This window comes from Vibrio algivorus (genome assembly GCF_030161215.1).
Classification (GTDB): Bacteria; Pseudomonadota; Gammaproteobacteria; order Enterobacterales; family Vibrionaceae; genus Vibrio; species Vibrio algivorus.
This window is the reverse complement of record NZ_BSPV01000008.1, coordinates 211,130-229,907: the sequence shown is the minus strand read 5'-3', so window position 1 is coordinate 229,907 and position 18,778 is coordinate 211,130. Positions and strand designations below refer to the sequence as shown.

Here is an 18,778-nt window from a genome sequence, read left to right as displayed (position 1 = left end):
TGGTTAGTTAACTCGAGTTTACGATGAAGCTTAATTTGCTAATTTGTAAGCAAGTACATAATCTCCCGGTTTTGTTCCTATAGAGCCATGCCCACCAGCAACAATCACCACCATTTGCTCACCTTTATTATTTAGATAAGTCATTGGAGTTGCTTGCCCACCGGCAGGGAGTCGACCTTTCCATAGCTCTTTACCGGATGTGAGATCGTAAGCACGGAGGTAATTATCAACCGATGCGCCTAAGAATGCGACGCCACCACCAGTAATAATTGGCCCACCAATTCCCGGTACACCCATTTTGATTGGTAGTGGGAGAGGGGTCATATCATAGATGGTTCCATTTTTATGCTGCCATGCGGTTTTACCCGTTACCAAGTTCGCACCGGCAACATAGCCCCAAGGGGGTTGCTGGCAAGGCACACCTAATGGAGATAGAAATGGTTTTAGCTCAACGGCATAAGGTGCGCCGTGGTTAGCATTAACACCATGTTCACCAGTGTTACTGCCTTCTTCTGAGAAACCAGCTGCTTTTTTATCTACTACGGTAGAAACGAAGGCGAGGTTAAGTGGCATACCAAACATCACTTGACGTTTAGGATCGACAGCAATCCCGCCCCAGTTGAATACGCCAAAGTTACCGGGATAAACAATGGTACCTTGTTCCGATGGTGGCGTGTAACGACCTTCATAACGCAATGATTTGAATTGAATTCGGCAAATCATCTGGTCAATCAAGGTTGCGCCCCACATGTTTGATTCCGTTAATGCTGGTGGGTTAAAGCTAAGCGCCGAAACTGGTTGAGTCTTCGATGCGAAGTCACCTTTCATTGCACCTTGTGGTGCAGGCTTTTCAGTAATAGGCTGAATTGGTTCACCGGTTGCTCGATTTAATACATAAACATCACCTTGTTTCGTTGGAACCACCAAACCAGGTTGTATTCCGTCTTTTGTGTGGAGATCGATTAAGCTTGGCTGGGCTGGCGTATCCATATCCCATAAATCATGGTGAACAAATTGTTGTACCCATTTAGCTTGGCCAGTTTTTGCATCAAGGGCAACGACTGAACTGGAGTATTTCTCTTCACTCTCATTTCGGTACATACCAAGTTGATCCGGAGTCCGATTACCCATTGGGAAATAAATTAACCCAAGTTTTTCATCCGCACTGGCGACTGACCAGCTATTTGGTGAGCTGACTGAATAAGTTTCACCTTCACCAATGGGTGCCGTGTCATCTGGGTTGGCGGAATCCCAATTCCAAATGAGCTTACCGGTTTTATCATCGTAAGCGCGGATAACGCCAGATGGTGAGTTGATGTCATAGTTATCATTGACCGCACCTGCAACTACAACCACTCCGTTAGTCACAATAGGTGGTGAAGTTGAGTAGTAATAGCCATCTTGTTTATATGGCATATTTGCCATGAGATCGAGTACGCCATCTTTTGCAAAGTTACTACAACGAGCACCTGTTTTAGGATCGATGGCGATCAATCGTGCATCTGAAGTTGGTAAGAATAGCTGGGCATCACATTGAGTACTTGGCAAATCTTGTGTACTCATATTCGGTGTTTGTGCCGCTACTGTCATACTTTCTGATGAGTCTTGAGCTGGTAAATAAGATACACCGCGACACGTTTGGTGCTGACGCTGACTTTCTGCTGGCACTTTGGCATCAAAAATCCATTGTTTTTTACCCGTATCGGCATCTAATGCCACGAGCCAATTATGAGGCGTGCAGAGATACAGTGTATTACCGATTTTAAGAGGCGTCGCTTGATAGGTGGTTTCACCTACGTCATTAGGGCCTTTTACATCGCCGGTTTGGATTTGCCATGCAGGTTCAAGTTGAGCAACATTTTCAGGTGTAATTTGGTCCAGTGGAGAATAACGCTGACCATAGTTATTTCTACCATAACTTGTCCACGCATCATCACTGATTCCACCCATATCTGGATTTGAATTGATAACCTCAGTGGATAAGTCTCCTCTAACATCGTGAGTGGTGTTAAAGATTGAACCTAGAGTAATCACACTACTAATAACCCAAATAACTAAAAGAGAAAGCGTTGAAGGGCGGTTAGCTTTCTTAAATGTCACCAATAATGGAATTGCCAGTAATAGTGGTAGTCCCATCCGCGTTGCTAATGGCCACCAATCAATTCCTGATTCTAATAAAGCCCATAAGGTCGTGAATAGTAAAAATATTGCGTAAATGTAGTGTGAGGCTGTGCGCTTTTTTTGCCAAATAGATACACCAGATGCAAGTAATGCAAGCCCTGCGATTAAATAATAAAAACTGCCACCTAATGAAACTAGCCATGCACCACCAATAGTGAGACATAAGCCAACCAAGATGAACAGCAGCGAGAAAAACGTCATAGAAACAAACTCCCTGTGATTAAGAAAGCGATAAATAGCTCACGCTTATATATTACAAAGTGTAACTAAATGTGACTTATGTCAACAGCTAATAATTATAATGTAGATTAAATGTTGCTTTTTTATAAAGAAAAGAACACGAAGACTTTACTTAGCATGCTAAATAATTATAATGCTGTACCAATTGCTTAGCCTGCTAACTAAATTGCGATTTATCTAACTCGGTATGAATGCTATGAATTCTTCTGATACACAACATCTCCAAAACTTACCTCTTGCCGAGAGATTAGGCCGTTTAACTCGGTTATGGCGAATGGTTGCTGATGCCGAATTAAGCCCTCTAGGATTGACTCATCCTAGGTGGAGTGCTTTATGGAAGTTGCGTCAACTTGGTGATTGCATTAGTCAAAAATGTTTAGCTGAAGGGTTAGAAATAGAGTTGTCCTCATTGATGAGAACGCTTAACCAATTAGAGCAACAGCAACTGATTATTCGCAAGACCTGTCCAAATGATAAACGAGCCCGTTTAGTTTGTTTGACTAAGGAGGGGGAAACCATCTTGAAGCAGATGGAGACTAGAATTTTCGATGTCCGTAAAAAAGTATTATCAGGGCTTTCTGAGCAGCAATTACAAGAGTTTGAATTTGTGGTTGAGCAGATTAGTCGTAATGCGTTAGAGCAGTTAAAAGAGTGAGAGTAAAATACTACTTAACAAATTAGAGAGTGTTATGTCCCCAGATCAACAGTTTGCACGCCTTGTGCGTATCGCCATGTTTGGCTTTGCCTTCATCTTCATTTATTTCTTAGTTGCCGATTTAAAAATGCCAGTAACCACTGAGTCGATGGCGACACGCTCGATTGTCAAAGTGGCTCCGCAAGTCAGTGGGCGTATTGAGCATGTGAATGTTTATAATAATCAGACGGTAAAAGAAGGGGATGTGTTATTTGAAATTGATTCTTCACCTTTTCAGTTAGCGGTCGATGAAGCGCGTTTATCACTAGAACAAGCCAAACAAAACAACCAAGAATTAGATGCGGCACTTGAAGCCGCGAAAGCAAATGTTCATGCCGCTGAGAGCATCAGTGAGCAGAGAAATCGTGAAGCTAAACGTATGGTTAATTTATTGAAAAATCATGGCGTATCACAGCAAGAGCGAGATCAGGCCGTTAGTAATGCCAAATCGGCACGATCCAATTTACTTGCTGCAAGAGCAGAGCTTGAAAAAATTAAAGTCAGCCGTGGTCTGGATGGTGAAGAAAATTTAAGTATTCGTCAGGCTAAAAATCATCTAAAACAAGCGGAATTAAATCTTTCTTATACTCAAGTAATAGCGGAGAAAGGTGGCCTAGTCACTAACTTGCATTTGCAGGAAGGTAGTTTTAAAAGTGCAGGCAGCCCTGCATTGGCTTTGGTGTCACAAAAAGTGGATATTATTGCCGATTTCCGTGAAAAAAATATTGCTTATACTCATCAAGGCGATCATGCGATTGTGGCTTTTGATGGCCGTCCGGGGCAGTTATTTGATGCCATAGTAGAAAGTATTGATGCTGGGGTGAGTTCTGGTCAGTTTGATGCGAATGGTCAGTTAGCTACTCCTACGTCTTCAGACCGATGGGTACGAGATGCTCAACGTTTACGTTTGCATTTGAAACTGGTGAATCCATTGGACTTTCCCGCAGCAGCAGGGGCTCGAACCACGGTTCAATTGATTCCTGATAATGGTTTCTTTGCGTTATTGGCTAAGGCTCAAATTAAATTCATCAGTTTCTTGCATTACGTTTATTAGGGGCGGTGAGTATGTTGTTACTTCGTCATCATCCATTAAACGCTAATGATGTTAGGCAATGTTTGCGGATAGCCACTGGCGCAACATTAGGCTTTTTGATTTGCAAATTATTCGGTTGGCAAAATGGGGTGTTTTATACCGTCACACCGATTTTATTATTAGGCCTTATTCCCCAGGTCAATATGCATGTGGTGCGTCAGGTTTTGGCTTCTGCTTGTGTTTCTGCCGTTGAAGTTGGGTTGATCGCTGGCATGCTTGGAGATCGCCCCGCTATGATGACGCTGATGGCTTTTTTGATGTTCCTCTATCGTTTTATGGCTATGAGCAAAGGTAGCTTATTTTTATTTGGCGCTACTGGAGTTATCAACCTAAGTATCATGCTTCACTTTGCTAGCTTTCCGACTACCAATATTGAAGTGTTGATTTCAGATAATATCGTTTCATCTTGCACTTCGTTGATGATCGCCTATTTAATGATGCACTTGTGGCCTGATGTCGAACCTAGAGCAGCAAGGCCTGCGGTTGAAAAAAATGCCAATCGTATGCGCCATGAAGCCTTGTTAGGATCAATCATGGCAACCTTGTCATTTATTGTTTTTCAAGTCCTCGACTTACAAGATTCAATGTCGGCTCAAGCAACGAGCTTACTCTTATTGTTTCCTATGAATTGGGATGGAATGTTAGGTTATGCACGTAAGCGGGCAATAGGAACTATTCTAGGTGTGACTTTTGGGATTGCCGTCCAAGTTATTTTATATGATTGGTCGAACATGCTGATTTTCGTGGTGCCGCTTCTTTGGATTGGCTTGATGATTTTTAGCCAAGCTCATGTCAAAGAGGCAAGTGGTTCTGGTGCAGGTTTTGGCGCAATGACGACATTAGGGATTTTATTTGGCCAGTATTTAAGCCCCAATGGTGATTTGATATTCAGCGCGTTATATCGAATGAGTAGTATTGGCGTGGCGATTGTGATCACTTTAATGGTGTGCTTTTTCTTACATAAGTTTTTAAATCGTTTTGAAGCGACACGCTTTGGTGCATAACATTTTAACTGCCTATATCCAGAGCCTTGTGTGATTTTCTTTGTTTGTTGAGCGCTCTTTGCTCGCTTATTTACTGAATGATTTCCAATAAAGACAAGCTTTTCTGCTAAGTTTGTCTTTAAATGCCATAAAGCGAAATCTTATTCATTTATTGTAAATTAATATCTATTTTTCCTTTCCGTATTCGTTCCTTGTCTCTTTGGTGCCTAAAAATATAAAGTTTTGATCTGTGTTTTCGATCATGTTTTGCTAGTTCTTCTGTTTATAAAAGATGTTATAAATATGTTTAAAATTCTGCAAATAATGGATTTGTAGATAGTATATTTTGCAATTTGATTCTTTATGCGACATTTGTGACTAATTAGGCGTTTGGGCACAGAGAGAATAAAAGTAGCAACACTAAGAAATAGAACAATTGTATACCCAAGTAACTTCAAGGTGCGAGTTTCAGCAAGATTAAAACAAGTTTTAGGCAAGGCAAATTGAATATGATCATAGTCATTCTATCTCTGTTCAATTTAACGCAGCATAAAGCTTGTTTTAACTTGCCCTTTGGGAGCTTCATCCAAGCCTTTACTCTGCGTCAGATTCGTTTGAAAGGTGCTTACATTCCTACGCGAATCTTCCTTGTTTAAAGACTTGGATGATAGCTCTGAATTCTGCACCTTGAAGTCACTTGGGTATATAAATGGAATTTTGGCAGTACAAGGATATTAATATGATGATAATTCGACCGGTCAGATTGGAAGACCGAGCCGCAATTGTAGAGCTTGCTAGCAAAACGGGGGTTGGTTTTACTTCACTACCGCAAAATGAAGAACGAGTTGAGCAACGAATTGAACGCATGCTTAGTACTTGGCATCAACATGCTCAGCTTGAAGAGCAAGGTTACTTGTTTGTTTTAGAAGATACTGAACTTAACAAGGTCGTGGGGGTGAGTGGCATTGAAGTTGCCATTGGCCTTGATGAACCTTGGTATAATTACCGGGTAGGCACGACAGTACATGCCTCTAAAAAGTTGGGTGTTTATCGTAGCATGCCAACGCTTTTCCTAAGTAATGACCATACCGGCTACAGTGAACTGTGTACGCTTTTTTTAGATCCTGACTACCGTCACAGCCAAAATGGTTACCTTTTATCTAAAGCTCGCTTTCTGTTTATGGCGAATTTTCAAGACCGCTTTTCTGACAAATTAATTGCTGAAATGCGAGGCTATTCTGATGAGCAAGGCCGCTCACCATTTTGGGAAAGTCTAGGTCGACATTTCTTCAGTATGGATTTTGCAGAAGCCGATCATCTCTCTGGTATGGGCAAGAAAGCCTTTATTGCTGAGCTTATGCCAAAACACCCTATGTATGTTGAATTCTTAACCCAAGAAGCGCAAGACGTCGTTGGTAAAGTACATCCTCAAACTGAACCGGCTGCCGCTATATTAAATAGTGAAGGTATGAAATATGAAGGTTGTGTGGATATCTTCGATGCAGGCCCAACCTTAGAGGCGCGAATTGAAGATATTCGAGCGGTGAGAGAGAGTGAGTTGTGGCCTGTTTCTATTCAATCTCCAACGATATCGCAAGATAGTTCGGTTTACTTGCTCGCTAATCAAGATTTCTTAAATTACCGAGCCGTATTAGGGCAAGTTTCATTTGAAGAACAAGCTATTTGTATTCCTTCCCACGCCGCAGAAGCACTCGGCGTAAAAGCGGGTGATGTGATCCGCGCAGTCACTTTATTTCCAAAGGAGAATTCGTAATGTCTCATCCAAATCTATTCATTAATGGCCAATGGTGTAATGCAACGGGTCAATCATTTGATAAAACCAACCCTGCGAATAATGCGGTGATTTGGCAAGGCCAAGAAGCGACCGCTCAGGATGTAGATAAAGCCATTAATGCCGCGCGAACTGCTTTCCCTAGTTGGGCGAGAACACCACTTGAGAAGCGTGTTGAGTTGTTAGAAACCTTTTCTCAATTACTGGGTGAAAACAAACAACACTTAGCCGAAGTCATCTCACAAGAAACTGGCAAACCATATTGGGAAACCTTAACCGAAGTCGGCGCTATGATCGGTAAAGTGGCTATTTCACTAAAAGCTTACCATGAAAGAACCGGTGAAAAATCGACTGATATGCCAGACGGACAAGCAGTACTGCGCCATCGTCCGCATGGTGTACTAGCCGTATTTGGACCTTATAACTTCCCAGGACACTTGCCGAATGGGCATATTGTTCCGGCATTGTTAGCCGGCAATACTATTGTGTTTAAGCCAAGTGAGCTTACGCCTTGGACTGCTGAAGAAACCTTGAAACTGTGGGTAAAAGCGGGGTTACCTGATGGGGTCATTAACCTAGTACAAGGTGGTAGAACGACCGGTGAAGCTTTAGCCTCACATAATGGTACTGACGGTTTGTTATTTACTGGTAGTGCGAATACGGGTTATCACTTACACCGCCAATTGGCCGGTCAACCAGAGAAAGTATTGGCCCTCGAAATGGGCGGTAACAATGCGCTGATTGTTGAAGACATTGAAGATATGGATGCGGCGGTGCATTTAACGATTCAATCGGCCTTTATTTCGGCAGGTCAACGTTGTACCTGTGCACGTCGCTTACTGGTGAAAGAAGGCACGCAAGGGGATGCCTTTATTAAGCGCTTAGTTGAAGTGAGTAAAGACATTGGTGTTGGGGAATGGAATGCCGAACCTGCGCCGTTTATGGGGAGTGTGATTTCTCTGCATGCGGCGAAACAATTACTCGCGGCTCAGCAAGATCTACTAAAGAAAGGTGCCACCTCGTTACTAGAAATGACGCAAGTCGATGACCAAGCTGCACTGTTGACTCCGGGGATCATGGAAATTACCGGTGTAGAAGGGATTGCAGATGAAGAACATTTCGGCCCACTACTGACGATTATTCGTTATCAAACTTTTGATCAAGCACTGCAGATCGCCAATAGCACACGTTATGGTCTATCAATGGGATTAATTTCACCAAATCGAGATCATTATGAGCAATTATTAATTGAATCTCGTGCAGGGATTGTTAATTGGAACAAGCCGTTAACTGGAGCTTCAAGTGCTGCGCCATTTGGTGGAACAGGGGCATCGGGGAATCATCGTCCAAGTGCTTATTACGCAGCGGATTATTGTGCATGGCCAATGGCATCACTTGAAAGTGACAACATTGCTTTACCTGAACAATTATCTCCTGGTTTAACATTTGGGTAAGGACGTTGATATGAAAGCTTATGAAGTCAATTTTGATGGTTTGGTGGGGCTGACTCATCACTATGCAGGTTTGTCATTTGGTAATGTGGCCTCAACCAGTAACCAAAGTGCAGTCTCTAACCCTAAACTGGCCGCTCAACAAGGCTTGTTAAAAATGAAAGCCTTGAGTGATATGGGGTTTAAGCAAGGCGTATTACCACCACAAGAGCGTCCGCATATCCCGGTTTTAAGACAGTTGGGGTTTAGCGGATCCGATGAACAAATTCTTGCCAATGTAGCTAAACAAGCGCCTAAATTATTGTCGGCAGTAAGTTCTGCATCTTCCATGTGGACTGCCAATGCCGCCACTATGTCTCCGTCTGTCGATACGGCAGATGGCCGAGCGCATTTTACGGCCGCTAATCTCAATAATAAATTTCACCGCGCGATCGAAGCGGATACCACCAGTGCCACACTTCGGGCGATGTTTAATAACGAACAATACTTTGCGCATCACGATGCTTTGCCGCAGCAGTCGGTAATGGGAGACGAAGGTGCAGCTAACCATAATCGATTATGTAGTGAATACGGCGCGAAAGGTGTTGAAGTCTTTGTTTATGGTAGGCAAGCCTACGGTGGTCAAGTAGAGCCGACTCGTTATCCTGCAAGACAGACTTTAGAAGCTAGCCAAGCAGTTGCAAGATTGCATGGTTTATCCGAGAAACAAACGGTATTTGTACAGCAAAACCCAGAGGTTATTGATCAAGGCGTTTTTCATAATGATGTTATTGCCGTCAGTAATGGCAACGTACTCTTTCATCATGATCAGGCTTTTTTGAATCAGACTGCGGCTTTTGATGAAATTAAACAAAAATTGTCATTACAACAAACCGAGTTTATTTCAATCCAAGTGCCTACAGAGCAAGTTTCGGTACAAGATGCCGTCAGTACCTACCTTTTTAATAGCCAGTTATTAACTAAATCGAACGGCAAGATGATGTTAGTCGTGCCAGAAGAGTCTCGTCAAAACACCAATGTGTGGAATTACCTCACTGAATTGATCAGTTCGAATGGACCAATTGATGAAGTGAAAGTGTTCGATTTGCGTGAAAGTATGCGTAATGGAGGAGGGCCGGCGTGTTTGCGTCAGCGAGTAGTGTTAACTGAAGCCGAACTGCAAGCCGTGACTCCACAAGTATTAATGAATGATGAGTTGTTTAATACGTTAAATACTTGGGTAGAGCGTTTTTATCGAGACCGACTACTCGAAGCCGATTTAGCTGATCCACAATTGCTGAATGAAAACCGTCAAGCATTAGATGAGCTGACGCAAATTCTCGCACTAGGCAGTATTTATCCATTTCAGCAGTAATATGAGGATGTGAGTGTGATGGATAACTTTCTTGCAAGTACCTTAAAGCAACAAGCGCCTCTTATCACTAGCGGAACGATAGGGGACATTAATTGGTATTGGCTTGATCATGGTGTAATGGTCATTGAGCCAAATCAAGGTGAGATAAATCAGCTAGAGCATGTTTTATTATCGGCCGGTGTGCATGGTAACGAAACTGCACCGATAGAATTGCTCGATCAACTAGTGGGCGATTTGCTCAACAGTCGGCTGAAACTCAATGTGAAACTGATGATAATGTTGGGTAACCCAGAAGCAATGGGTAATGGTGAGCGTTACAACGATATCGATATGAATCGTTTATTTAGCCAACATCATAAAAATTACCCACCGTGCGCTGAAACGTTAAGAGCGGAGCAACTTGAAGCGTTAACGGCACAGTTTTTTGAATCGAGCAAAGGTCGCAAACTTCATTTTGATTTGCATACCGCTATTCGAGAATCACATCATGTTCGCTTTGCACTATTACCCTATAAAGATAGTGGGCAATATAGCCAAAAAGTGTGTGATTGGTTGTCGTGTTCGGGAGTCGAAGCCATTGTATTAAATCAAGAGCCGAGTGCCACATTCTCTTATTATTCAAGCGAGCACTGTAGGGCAGATAGTTGTACTTTAGAGTTGGGAAAAGCCAAACCCTTTGGGCAAAACGACTTATCACAATTTGAAGGTATCAATAATGGGTTAAGGCAGTTGGTAAGCCAAGGTTTACCGCCATCATCGACTACCGCAAAGCTAAAGGTGTACCAAGTTTCCCAACAATTAACCAAGTTATCTGAAAGCTTTACCATGAACTTTAGCGATGATGTGAAAAACTTTACCGCTTTCGAGCAAGATGAAATATTAGCCGTTGATCGAGATACAACCTACCGAGTACAACAGCCGACAGAGTGGGTATTGTTTCCAAATCCTAAAGTAAGACCGGGTTTAAGAGCGGGGTTGATGTTGGTGGAAATTGAGCAAGATGTCATTTTCCATTAATAGTCGCGATCTTTATCGCTAAGTGACTTGGTTATAAATAAGTCACTTGGTTATAAAATAAGAGACTTGGGTATAAAAAAGCCACTGATGCTAAATACAGCATACAGTGGCTTTTTGATCCCTAGGGGGGATTTAAAATAATAGGTTCACTTGAGAGTGATTAACAATCTGTATCTTCAGCGTTAACGCCTTCTTTAATGTCTTCACATTTATCTTCAATCGCGTTACCTGCATCCGTTGCCATGTCATCCATTGAATCTTGAGCGTCATTGGCATGATCGGACATGTCATTGCTCATTTCATCAACTTTATCGGCAGCCGCATCGGCTTGATCAGACATTGCATCGCCAGCTTGGTCTAGTTGCTCACCCATTTGATCAGAAGCTTCAGATGCTGACTCTTGTACATCAGTTGCCATTTCATCCATTTGTTGTCCTGCATCGTCAGCCATTTGTTGGGTTTGTTCGACGGCAGTATCAACGTTTTCTTCTGCATTATCGGCTGAGTTGTTATCACAAGCTGCAAGAGCTAGTGCGAAAAAAGAGGCAATGGCGAATGGTTTCAACCAATTTGTTTTAGTCATATTCACTCCTTAGTGAAATGGAAATAAGAAATTCATTTTCTTTTAATACTGTGTTGCACACCAATTAACTCTAGTTCATTTATAAATAATTACGATAGTGTACGAGGTTAATTAACGAGTTTATAACAACTTATGACGGCAAATTTACTTAAGTGGTTAAAATTGCCTAATAGGCTTATAAATTGTAAGTATTTGTCGCGATCTTTCTCAAGTACAATAGCGCCAAATTGTATCTGTTACGTAAGGAATTCCATGAGTCAATTTGTTGTCTGTGCTCTATATAAATTTGTCGAGCTCAAGGATCATCAATCGCTGCAATCACCATTATTAGAATTGATGGAAAAACATGCCATTCGCGGTACGTTATTATTGGCTCATGAAGGGATAAATGGCACGGTTGCAGCTTCTCGTGAAGGGATTGATGCCTTATTAGCATGGTTTGGTCAAGACGCTCGCTTAGCCGACATTAACTATAAAAAGTCTTATCACCAAGAAATGCCTTTCAATCGCTCTAAAGTGAAGCTGAAGAAAGAAATTGTCACTATGGGCGTTGAAGGGATCGATCCGAAACAAGTCGTTGGAACCTATGTTAAGCCGCAAGATTGGAATAATTTAATTGCTGATCCTGAAGTCTTTGTAGTGGATACACGTAATGATTATGAAATCGAACTCGGCACCTTTGAACGTGCGGTTAATCCTAATACAGAGACTTTCCGAGAATTCCCTGATTATGTAAAAGAAAACCTCGATCCGGAAAAACATAAGAAAGTTGCAATGTTTTGTACTGGTGGTATTCGTTGTGAAAAATCGACTGCTTATTTAAAAGAGCAAGGCTTTGATGAGGTTTATCACCTTGAAGGTGGGATTCTAAAGTATCTAGAAGAAGTACCTGAAGAAGACAGTTTATGGAAAGGTGATTGTTATGTATTTGACGGCCGAGTGGCGGTGAATCATCAATTAGAAAAAAGTGAATATGAACTTTGTAATGCGTGTCGTTTACCGATCACAGATGAAGACAAACAAAATGAGAAGTTTGAGCAAGGCGTAAGCTGCCCTAAATGTTTTGGTACGCATTCTGATGAGCAAATTGAGCGCTTCCGTGAACGAGAAAAACAAGTTCAATTGGCAAAGCAACGCGGTGAAGAGCATGTTGGCGGTGATGCAGTTAAGCTTATGGAGCAAAAGCGTCAATTAAAGCTTCAGAAGAAAGCAGAACAACGTCAATCTAAGCGTTGATTTTACAGTGTAAATAGCCCTTGTTTGAAAGCTCAGGTGGCAACATCTGAGCTTTTTTCTTGAATGTAAGTTTGACTTAGCAGATGAAGTTCATGAAGAGAATTATTTTATGATACAGGATAAATGAGCCTAGGAATAAAATAGGAAAGTTCTCTAGCTTAGATTTTTACCTATATTCAATAACGGTACCGAAAACGTTTGCTGTGTTTCAGTACGTAACTTTTAATACTCTACAGTTGCATTAATAAAATGGCACGGTAAGGTGCGAAAAATAGATTAATCAATAGAGATAACATCATGACTACTACGCTTCCTAAAGTAATTTTACATGAACATATTGAAGGTTCTGTAACGCCTGAAATGGCTTTGATCTTGGCTAAAAAACATGGAGTGTCATTGCCTGATGATTTTCTCTATGCCGATGGCGCTTATGATAAAGCTGAGTTCCCGAACGGCCGTTATCAATACGATGAAACGGATTTTGGTGAGTTTGTAAAAGCTTATGATGTCGTCGCTGATCTAGTCCGTGATGCTGATGACTACTACTTGATCATGAAAGACTACCTGAGTCGCAATGCACAACAAGGGATGATCTACTGTGAAATGATCACATCTGCTTTTCATTTATGTTGTGAAGAAGATGAAAATGGCACGGTGTCGTTGAACGCAGATAAATACCACGAATTTATGGATGGCATTGAACGTGCAATTAATGAAGTAAAAGATGAATATGGTACAGAAACACGTCTGCAAGGCTGTGGTGTACGACATTTAAGTCTAGAACATCTTGATTTGAGTGTAGACTTTATCGCGCAAAACCCGCGTGAAGTTGTCACTGGTTTCAATATTGCTGGTAATGAGATGGCAGGTGAATTTGAAGATTTCATCTACGTTCATGAGCTGGTGGACAATATCCCATTGCCTAAGTCTTATCATGCAGGTGAAATCCGTGGCCCTGAAAGCATTCGTGATGCCTTAAAGTTTGGCGCAAAACGTATTGGTCATGGTATTGCAGCAATTAAAGATGACGCTCTGATTGAGCAACTGATTGCAGAAAACATTACCTTAGAAGTTGCTCCAACCAGTAACCGAATTTTGGTCACGGAGTTTGAACAAAAACTCGATAATCACCCTTTGCGTCGTTTGTATGAAAAGGGTGTGCGTTTGTCGATTAATACCGATGATGCGGGTTTGTTTGGTACAGATGTCGCTAAGGAATACCATATAGCACAAACGGTCTTTGGCTTTAATCGTGTGGAATTATTAGATGTTACGTTATGTGCTTTAGAAGCGGCGTTTGTGTCGGATGAAATGAAACAAGGCTTAATTGATAAAACCTACCAAGCGTTTACTGAGCAAGATTGGCGTGATTTAGAAGTTCATGCAGCAGGTTTAGTTGATGGTGCATTGAAAGCTCGCTTACAAAATCGTTTACATTATAAGTAATGCCAAGTTACCTATAATAAAAAACGTAATGAAAACCCACGGAGAGTAATAAACTCTTCGACCAAAAGGTTGCGATCACAAATAACTCCCTCCCTTTACCAATGAAAAATACTTGGCAGCAAGATTTACAGCCAAGGGAGGGGGGGGAGGGTTGATGTGAGTTACTTATTTGGTGCCTCAAAGTAGTTTGGCGTAACCAACCCTATCCCCGCTTCCCCTTATATCGACTTCTGCTGCCAAGTGACATCATCTACCAAGGGGAAGAGCTAGTCTTTGTCGCTTGTAGTTGCAGTATCTACCTAAGATTCACCGCACATTATTAGCGCGTCATTCCAACCGAGCCTAAGCGAGAGCCGGAATCTACTAATCACGCGCGCAATATTGGAATGTTTTTTCTTTACGCAGATACCACTAAACAACAAGCGATCACAAATAACTCCCTCCCTTTACCAATGAAAAATATTTGGTATTAAGATTTACAGCCAAAGGAGGGGGGGGGATGTGAATGACTTATTGATGCCGCATTCCGAGATAGGGTATTTTTCCATCACAGTCTAAGCATTACATATTTGGTTTATATTTTTTATCTGGGGAAGGAGAAAAATTTGAGAACAAATTATATCTTAATTATGTAGTTTGTTAGTAGTTAATGGGACGTATTTATCCCCTAAAATAATGCCTACTCCACAAGTCTATTGAGGCAATCTACGCAACTTACATGAGACTGTGTTAGCATAATGCACAATATAAAGGCTATAGAGCCAATGTGTTCAATTTTGACTTAAGAGCTGTGTAAGAAGATGAAGTTTGAAGTACCTCAAGAGCTAAATGAAGCAGTAAAAAATAATAAGTTGGTCATTTTCGTTGGCGCAGGTCTATCTGTAAATTGTGGTTTGCCCAATTGGAAGGATATAGTTATTGAGCTTCTTGAACATAATAAAGAATATATAAATAAAGCATCTGCTTATATTGATGCTCTTGATTCTGGGATTCTTGAGCCTTTAGAAGTGTTGGATAAAGTTAAAAATGAAAAAAAGAGAATATTTGATTTCTTTGAAAATAAGCTTTCTCAAAAAAAAATCAGCGAACTCCATAAGAAAATAGGGTTAATTAGTAGTCGATTTGTCACTACTAATTTTGACAAGTTAATTGAAGGAAATGTTGATGTAAATGTAGTCACACAATCTAGTGACTATAACCTTAGCAAGATAGATTCAAATAGTAATTTTGTTCTAAAGATTCATGGTGATATTCAGCAAGTCGATAACTGTATTATATTTAGCGCGCAGTATGAGGATTTGTATAGCTATGAAAGGTTTTCAACTTTTCAGTTAAAAAAGATATTCTCAACATATAATGTCCTTTTTATTGGCTTTTCGTTCTCGGATCCGTATGTAACAGAGTTATTTGATAATATTTCTGAATTACAGAATTCATTTGGGCCTAATCACTTTTTTGTGTCAGATAGTCAAAGTGTTATTCGAAACTTTGAAGATAAAAAAATCCCAAATATCGAATGTGTCAATATCAAGAATTATAATAATTTGTCTATTTTTTTAGACAAACTAGCAGAAGTTAATAACCCTAAATCTCAACCTGCAACTGTAGATAAAATAGAGAGACAAGAGTCTTTACTTTCTAAAGAGATTGATGGGAGTGATATTGCACCAGAAGTAACTGGCTGGGTAGGTAGAGTTGAAGAACTAGAAACTCTTAAGTCTGACTATTTTAAAGTTGTTTTCATTACAGGGATTGGCGGTGGGGGTAAATCTGCGCTAGCATCTCAATACCTCAAACATGAGGACAGTTATGACATTGCTGAATGGAAAGACTTTAAGGAGCAAGAGCATAAGTTTCAGCATAAGATAATATCAATGATATTAAATGTCAGCCCTAACTCTACAGTTAATGATCTAATTGGGCATTCTGACAGTGAGTTAATACAGATATTTTTTAGAAAGCTTGGTAATAAAAAGGCGGTCTTTGTATTAGATAATATAGATAGTTATATTGATTTAGAAAACTTTGAGCCTACTAATGGAGTGGGAGAACTGTTTGAAATGTCTATGGCAACTGAGCATAATTCCAAGTTCATATTTACTTGTCGGCCGTTTATTCAATTTGCTAAACCAAGGTTTATTCAGTTAAATTTAACTGGTTTAACGGAAGAAAATACAATTGAGTACTTTTTAAAAGCTGGTTCGAGCATAAAAAAAGAAAAAATTATTAATTATGCAAAAGAATCGTTTACTTTAACCAAAGGGCATGCTCTATGGTTGAGCCTAATAATAGCGCATTCTAAAAAAGGTGAGTCTGCATTAGTTAATTTTCTAGAATCGATAGGCAATGGTAGTAAAATAAATCAAAATGATACATCAATCCTTTCAAAGAATGTTTTGAGCAGTGTATGGAATTCTTTGCATGATCGAGACAAGTTAGTGCTGAGAACCCTAGCTGAGTCAGTTGTAGCAGAAACGAAAGAAGATTACTCAGAAATTCTACGTGATGAGCTTAATTATAAAAATTACCAACGAGCGTTAAAGTCTTTATATAGCTTCAACTTAATTGTAGAAAAGAGGAATAGTGATTACATTGAATTACATCCATTGGTTAAAGAGTTTGTAACCACAAATTACCCACCTTCAGAAAGAAATAAATACATATCTTATCTAGTCAAGTTTTATGACAAATGGGTTGTAATTTTAAAGGAAAAGTTAAGTGTAAACCTTAGCTTTCAAGAGTTCACTAATTTTACGAAAAAAGCTGAATTATCAATTAATGCACAAGATTATCAAAGTGCGGTTAGCAGTTTGCTAGATGTACAAGAATCAATGTGTTCAGCTGGTTATATTGAAGAGTATTTGCGTGTTTCTGACTTGTTGTTTAGAAGCATTACATGGAGTAAGAAATCCATTTCAAAAATTACAGGTATTGAAGCATTAATAAAATGCACTGCTAAGTCAAGTGTTGAATTTGGTGACTCTGCTTTATCAAGTTACATAATTGATAGTTATTCATCTATAATAGAACAGAAAGAAAGTAACTATATTCAATTGTGTGAAATAAAAGCTTATGATTTTTGGTTTAATAAGAAATATAGAGATGCAATAAATGTTTGTGAGGAAGCTAATTATTTGTTGAAGCGCGCTGGACAAGAAGATAATTATCAAATAAACCATACTCTTGCTTTGTCTCATAGAGATAGTGAGAACAGAGAAGATGTGGATAAAGCATTGGATTTCTTCCTAAAAAATAAAGATCTTAATGAGCTGACTGATACCAATAGTATTCTTGATGATGATGAAAGTACGCAGTTAGGTAATGTTGGTAAGTGCCTGTCTATAAAGAAAGAATATGGCAATGCATTAACTTGCTACTATAAATCTTTTTATCTTATCTTTAAAAAAGACCCATATAATAAGTTGTTAAATTTGGGCTATGCATCGTTATGGTTATTTGAAGTGCTATTAGAAAGAAAAGAAAAAGATTCGGCTTTTTATTTTCTATCATACTCATTGAACTGTTGGTCTAATAGCTCTCCAGTTCTTTCAAATAGATATCGTGGAATGATGAAAGGGATTATGAGTAATAATAACTATATCAATATCTCTTCTCAAGAAGAATGGAGAATAGAGAAATACTGTGTTGAATACATCGAGAAAAAGCTAAATAAAAAACTAACCAAATAATGATGTCAGCATATTGGGGTATGCTTTTGAAATTAGAAAACCTTATCAACTTGATCTTTACCATTGATACCGGGTAATTAGCTAAACGAGCTTATATACTTACAGTTATTAATGAATCGGTAATGTTTGATCTTCGGAAACTAATTTCCCCCCAAAACGACTTTCAGAGAATGCTCAAGATCATTAACACGACTCTTTATCCCTCTCCCACAAAATCAGAAAGGCAGAGTGATTAAACTCTGCCTTTAGTCATTCTATTGAATATTGCTAAGCAAACGCTTGATTATGCACGTGAGCGAATGACATTTGAAAACACGACATGCAAATCGCTAGAAGTTGCATCATCGGTTAAGTTTAGGTTAGCTTTGATGTGTTGTAAGTGATGTTCCATTAGATGAATAGCGGTTTGCTTATCACCGGCTTCAATTGCATTGAGTAGGTTGGTGTGTTCATCTTGAGAACAGTTGCTGTTATTACTGCCTTCATACTGTGCAATTAAGAGCGAGGTTTGAGAAACAAGGCTGCGCAAGAAGTGCAATAACGGTGCGTTCTTTGCCATTTTAGCCAACTCAATATGAAACTCACCGGATAAACGAATACCACGACCGACATCGCCATTTGCAATTGCTTCGTTTTCACTAGTCACTAGATTACGTAAAACTTGCATTTGTTGAGGGTTGCAGTTTTCGGTTGCTAGTTCTGTTACCGCGAGCTCTGCAATTTCACGTGCTTTTAGAATTTGAGTTGCTTCATCTATGGTTGGAGCAGAAACCGTCGCGCCGCGGTTAGGTTTGATATCGACGACTTGCTCTAAAGATAGACGTAATAATGCACGACGAATAATAGTTCGGCTAACACCAAAAATCTCACTTAACGATTCTTCATTAAGTTTGGTGCTAGGAGGTAAGCGTTGCTCTAGAATCGCATCAAAGATGTGGCAGTACACCACATCATCTTGAGTTTGATTATTGGCTTTCGCTTGAATTTTGGTATTCGATAACTTAGTTAATTTAGTCATG

General features: G+C 40.0%; 13 protein-coding genes. 10 read left to right on the top strand and 3 right to left on the bottom strand.

Annotated elements, in window-relative coordinates; all coding sequences use genetic code 11:
* Window positions 1-30: 30 nt before the first annotated feature.
* On the bottom strand, window positions 31-2,382 hold the full coding sequence (locus QQJ93_RS12310; protein WP_089123776.1) for a membrane-bound PQQ-dependent dehydrogenase, glucose/quinate/shikimate family: 2,352 nt from the start codon (window positions 2,380-2,382) through the stop codon (window positions 31-33).
* A 235-nt stretch (window positions 2,383-2,617) separates the two neighbouring features.
* On the opposite strand from QQJ93_RS12310, the gene slyA reads away from it, so the two are divergent.
* From slyA to astE, 7 genes are all read left to right on the top strand, one after another.
* Window positions 2,618-3,076 carry a transcriptional regulator SlyA gene (gene slyA, locus QQJ93_RS12305; protein WP_089123775.1) on the top strand — a complete coding sequence of 153 codons (459 nt, stop codon included), beginning with the start codon at window positions 2,618-2,620 and terminating at the stop codon, window positions 3,074-3,076.
* A 34-nt stretch (window positions 3,077-3,110) separates the two neighbouring features.
* Window positions 3,111-4,169: an HlyD family secretion protein gene (locus QQJ93_RS12300; protein ID WP_089123774.1), complete on the top strand. Its 1,059-nt coding sequence runs from the start codon at window positions 3,111-3,113 to the stop codon at window positions 4,167-4,169.
* 14 nt (window positions 4,170-4,183) lie between these two features.
* Complete coding sequence (locus QQJ93_RS12295) at window positions 4,184-5,212, top strand: DUF2955 domain-containing protein (RefSeq protein WP_089124510.1); 1,029 nt, start codon at window positions 4,184-4,186, stop codon at window positions 5,210-5,212.
* Window positions 5,213-5,930: 718 nt separating this feature from the next.
* The gene (gene astA, locus QQJ93_RS12290) at window positions 5,931-6,965 is read left to right on the top strand and encodes an arginine N-succinyltransferase (RefSeq protein WP_089123773.1); all 1,035 of its coding nucleotides are present in this window, start codon (window positions 5,931-5,933) and stop codon (window positions 6,963-6,965) included.
* Window positions 6,965-8,437 (top strand): succinylglutamate-semialdehyde dehydrogenase, encoded by a 1,473-nt coding sequence (gene astD, locus QQJ93_RS12285; protein WP_089123772.1) that lies wholly within the window; start codon window positions 6,965-6,967, stop codon window positions 8,435-8,437. Before astA ends, astD begins: the two co-directional genes overlap by 1 nt.
* Window positions 8,438-8,447: 10 nt before the next feature.
* On the top strand, window positions 8,448-9,788 hold the full coding sequence (astB, locus tag QQJ93_RS12280; RefSeq protein WP_089123771.1) for an N-succinylarginine dihydrolase: 1,341 nt from the start codon (window positions 8,448-8,450) through the stop codon (window positions 9,786-9,788).
* 18 nt (window positions 9,789-9,806) lie between these two features.
* Entirely contained in the window at window positions 9,807-10,805 is a 999-nt protein-coding gene (gene astE / locus QQJ93_RS12275; RefSeq protein ID WP_089123770.1) for a succinylglutamate desuccinylase, read from the top strand.
* 160 nt (window positions 10,806-10,965) lie between these two features.
* On the opposite strand, the gene QQJ93_RS12270 is transcribed toward astE, so the two are convergent.
* On the bottom strand, window positions 10,966-11,388 hold the full coding sequence (locus tag QQJ93_RS12270; protein ID WP_089123769.1) for a hypothetical protein: 423 nt from the start codon (window positions 11,386-11,388) through the stop codon (window positions 10,966-10,968).
* Between the two features lie 252 nt (window positions 11,389-11,640).
* On the opposite strand from QQJ93_RS12270, the gene trhO reads away from it, so the two are divergent.
* The 3 genes from trhO to QQJ93_RS12255 all read left to right on the top strand — a co-directional run bounded on the left by trhO (window position 11,641) and on the right by QQJ93_RS12255 (window position 17,759).
* A complete protein-coding gene (trhO, locus tag QQJ93_RS12265) occupies window positions 11,641-12,624 on the top strand; it encodes an oxygen-dependent tRNA uridine(34) hydroxylase TrhO (RefSeq protein WP_089123768.1) in 984 nt (327 codons plus the stop codon).
* Between the two features lie 297 nt (window positions 12,625-12,921).
* Window positions 12,922-14,070, top strand: a complete 1,149-nt coding sequence (add, locus tag QQJ93_RS12260; RefSeq protein WP_089123767.1) for an adenosine deaminase — start codon at window positions 12,922-12,924, stop codon at window positions 14,068-14,070.
* Window positions 14,071-14,870: 800 nt separating this feature from the next.
* Window positions 14,871-17,759 (top strand): SIR2 family protein, encoded by a 2,889-nt coding sequence (locus tag QQJ93_RS12255; protein ID WP_089123766.1) that lies wholly within the window; start codon window positions 14,871-14,873, stop codon window positions 17,757-17,759.
* A 283-nt stretch (window positions 17,760-18,042) separates the two neighbouring features.
* Here the strand turns inward: QQJ93_RS12255 and QQJ93_RS12250 are convergent, their stop codons facing one another.
* Complete coding sequence (locus tag QQJ93_RS12250) at window positions 18,043-18,777, bottom strand: GntR family transcriptional regulator (RefSeq protein WP_089123765.1); 735 nt, start codon at window positions 18,775-18,777, stop codon at window positions 18,043-18,045.
* Window position 18,778: the final 1 nt, after the last annotated feature.

Bases quoted from the DNA above. Each gene is read 5' to 3' on its own strand.
- QQJ93_RS12310 (WP_089123776.1), bottom strand. From the start codon at position 2,382: ATGACGTTTTTCTCGCTGCTGTTCATCTTGGTTGGCTTATGTCTCACT.
- slyA (WP_089123775.1), top strand. From the start codon at position 2,618: ATGAATTCTTCTGATACACAACATCTCCAAAACTTACCTCTTGCCGAG.
- QQJ93_RS12300 (WP_089123774.1), top strand. From the start codon at position 3,111: ATGTCCCCAGATCAACAGTTTGCACGCCTTGTGCGTATCGCCATGTTT.
- astA (WP_089123773.1), top strand. From the start codon at position 5,931: ATGATGATAATTCGACCGGTCAGATTGGAAGACCGAGCCGCAATTGTA.
- astD (WP_089123772.1), top strand. From the start codon at position 6,965: ATGTCTCATCCAAATCTATTCATTAATGGCCAATGGTGTAATGCAACG.
- astB (WP_089123771.1), top strand. From the start codon at position 8,448: ATGAAAGCTTATGAAGTCAATTTTGATGGTTTGGTGGGGCTGACTCAT.
- astE (WP_089123770.1), top strand. From the start codon at position 9,807: ATGGATAACTTTCTTGCAAGTACCTTAAAGCAACAAGCGCCTCTTATC.
- QQJ93_RS12270 (WP_089123769.1), bottom strand. From the start codon at position 11,388: ATGACTAAAACAAATTGGTTGAAACCATTCGCCATTGCCTCTTTTTTC.
- trhO (WP_089123768.1), top strand. From the start codon at position 11,641: ATGAGTCAATTTGTTGTCTGTGCTCTATATAAATTTGTCGAGCTCAAG.
- add (WP_089123767.1), top strand. From the start codon at position 12,922: ATGACTACTACGCTTCCTAAAGTAATTTTACATGAACATATTGAAGGT.
- QQJ93_RS12255 (WP_089123766.1), top strand. From the start codon at position 14,871: ATGAAGTTTGAAGTACCTCAAGAGCTAAATGAAGCAGTAAAAAATAAT.
- QQJ93_RS12250 (WP_089123765.1), bottom strand. From the start codon at position 18,777: ATGACTAAATTAACTAAGTTATCGAATACCAAAATTCAAGCGAAAGCC.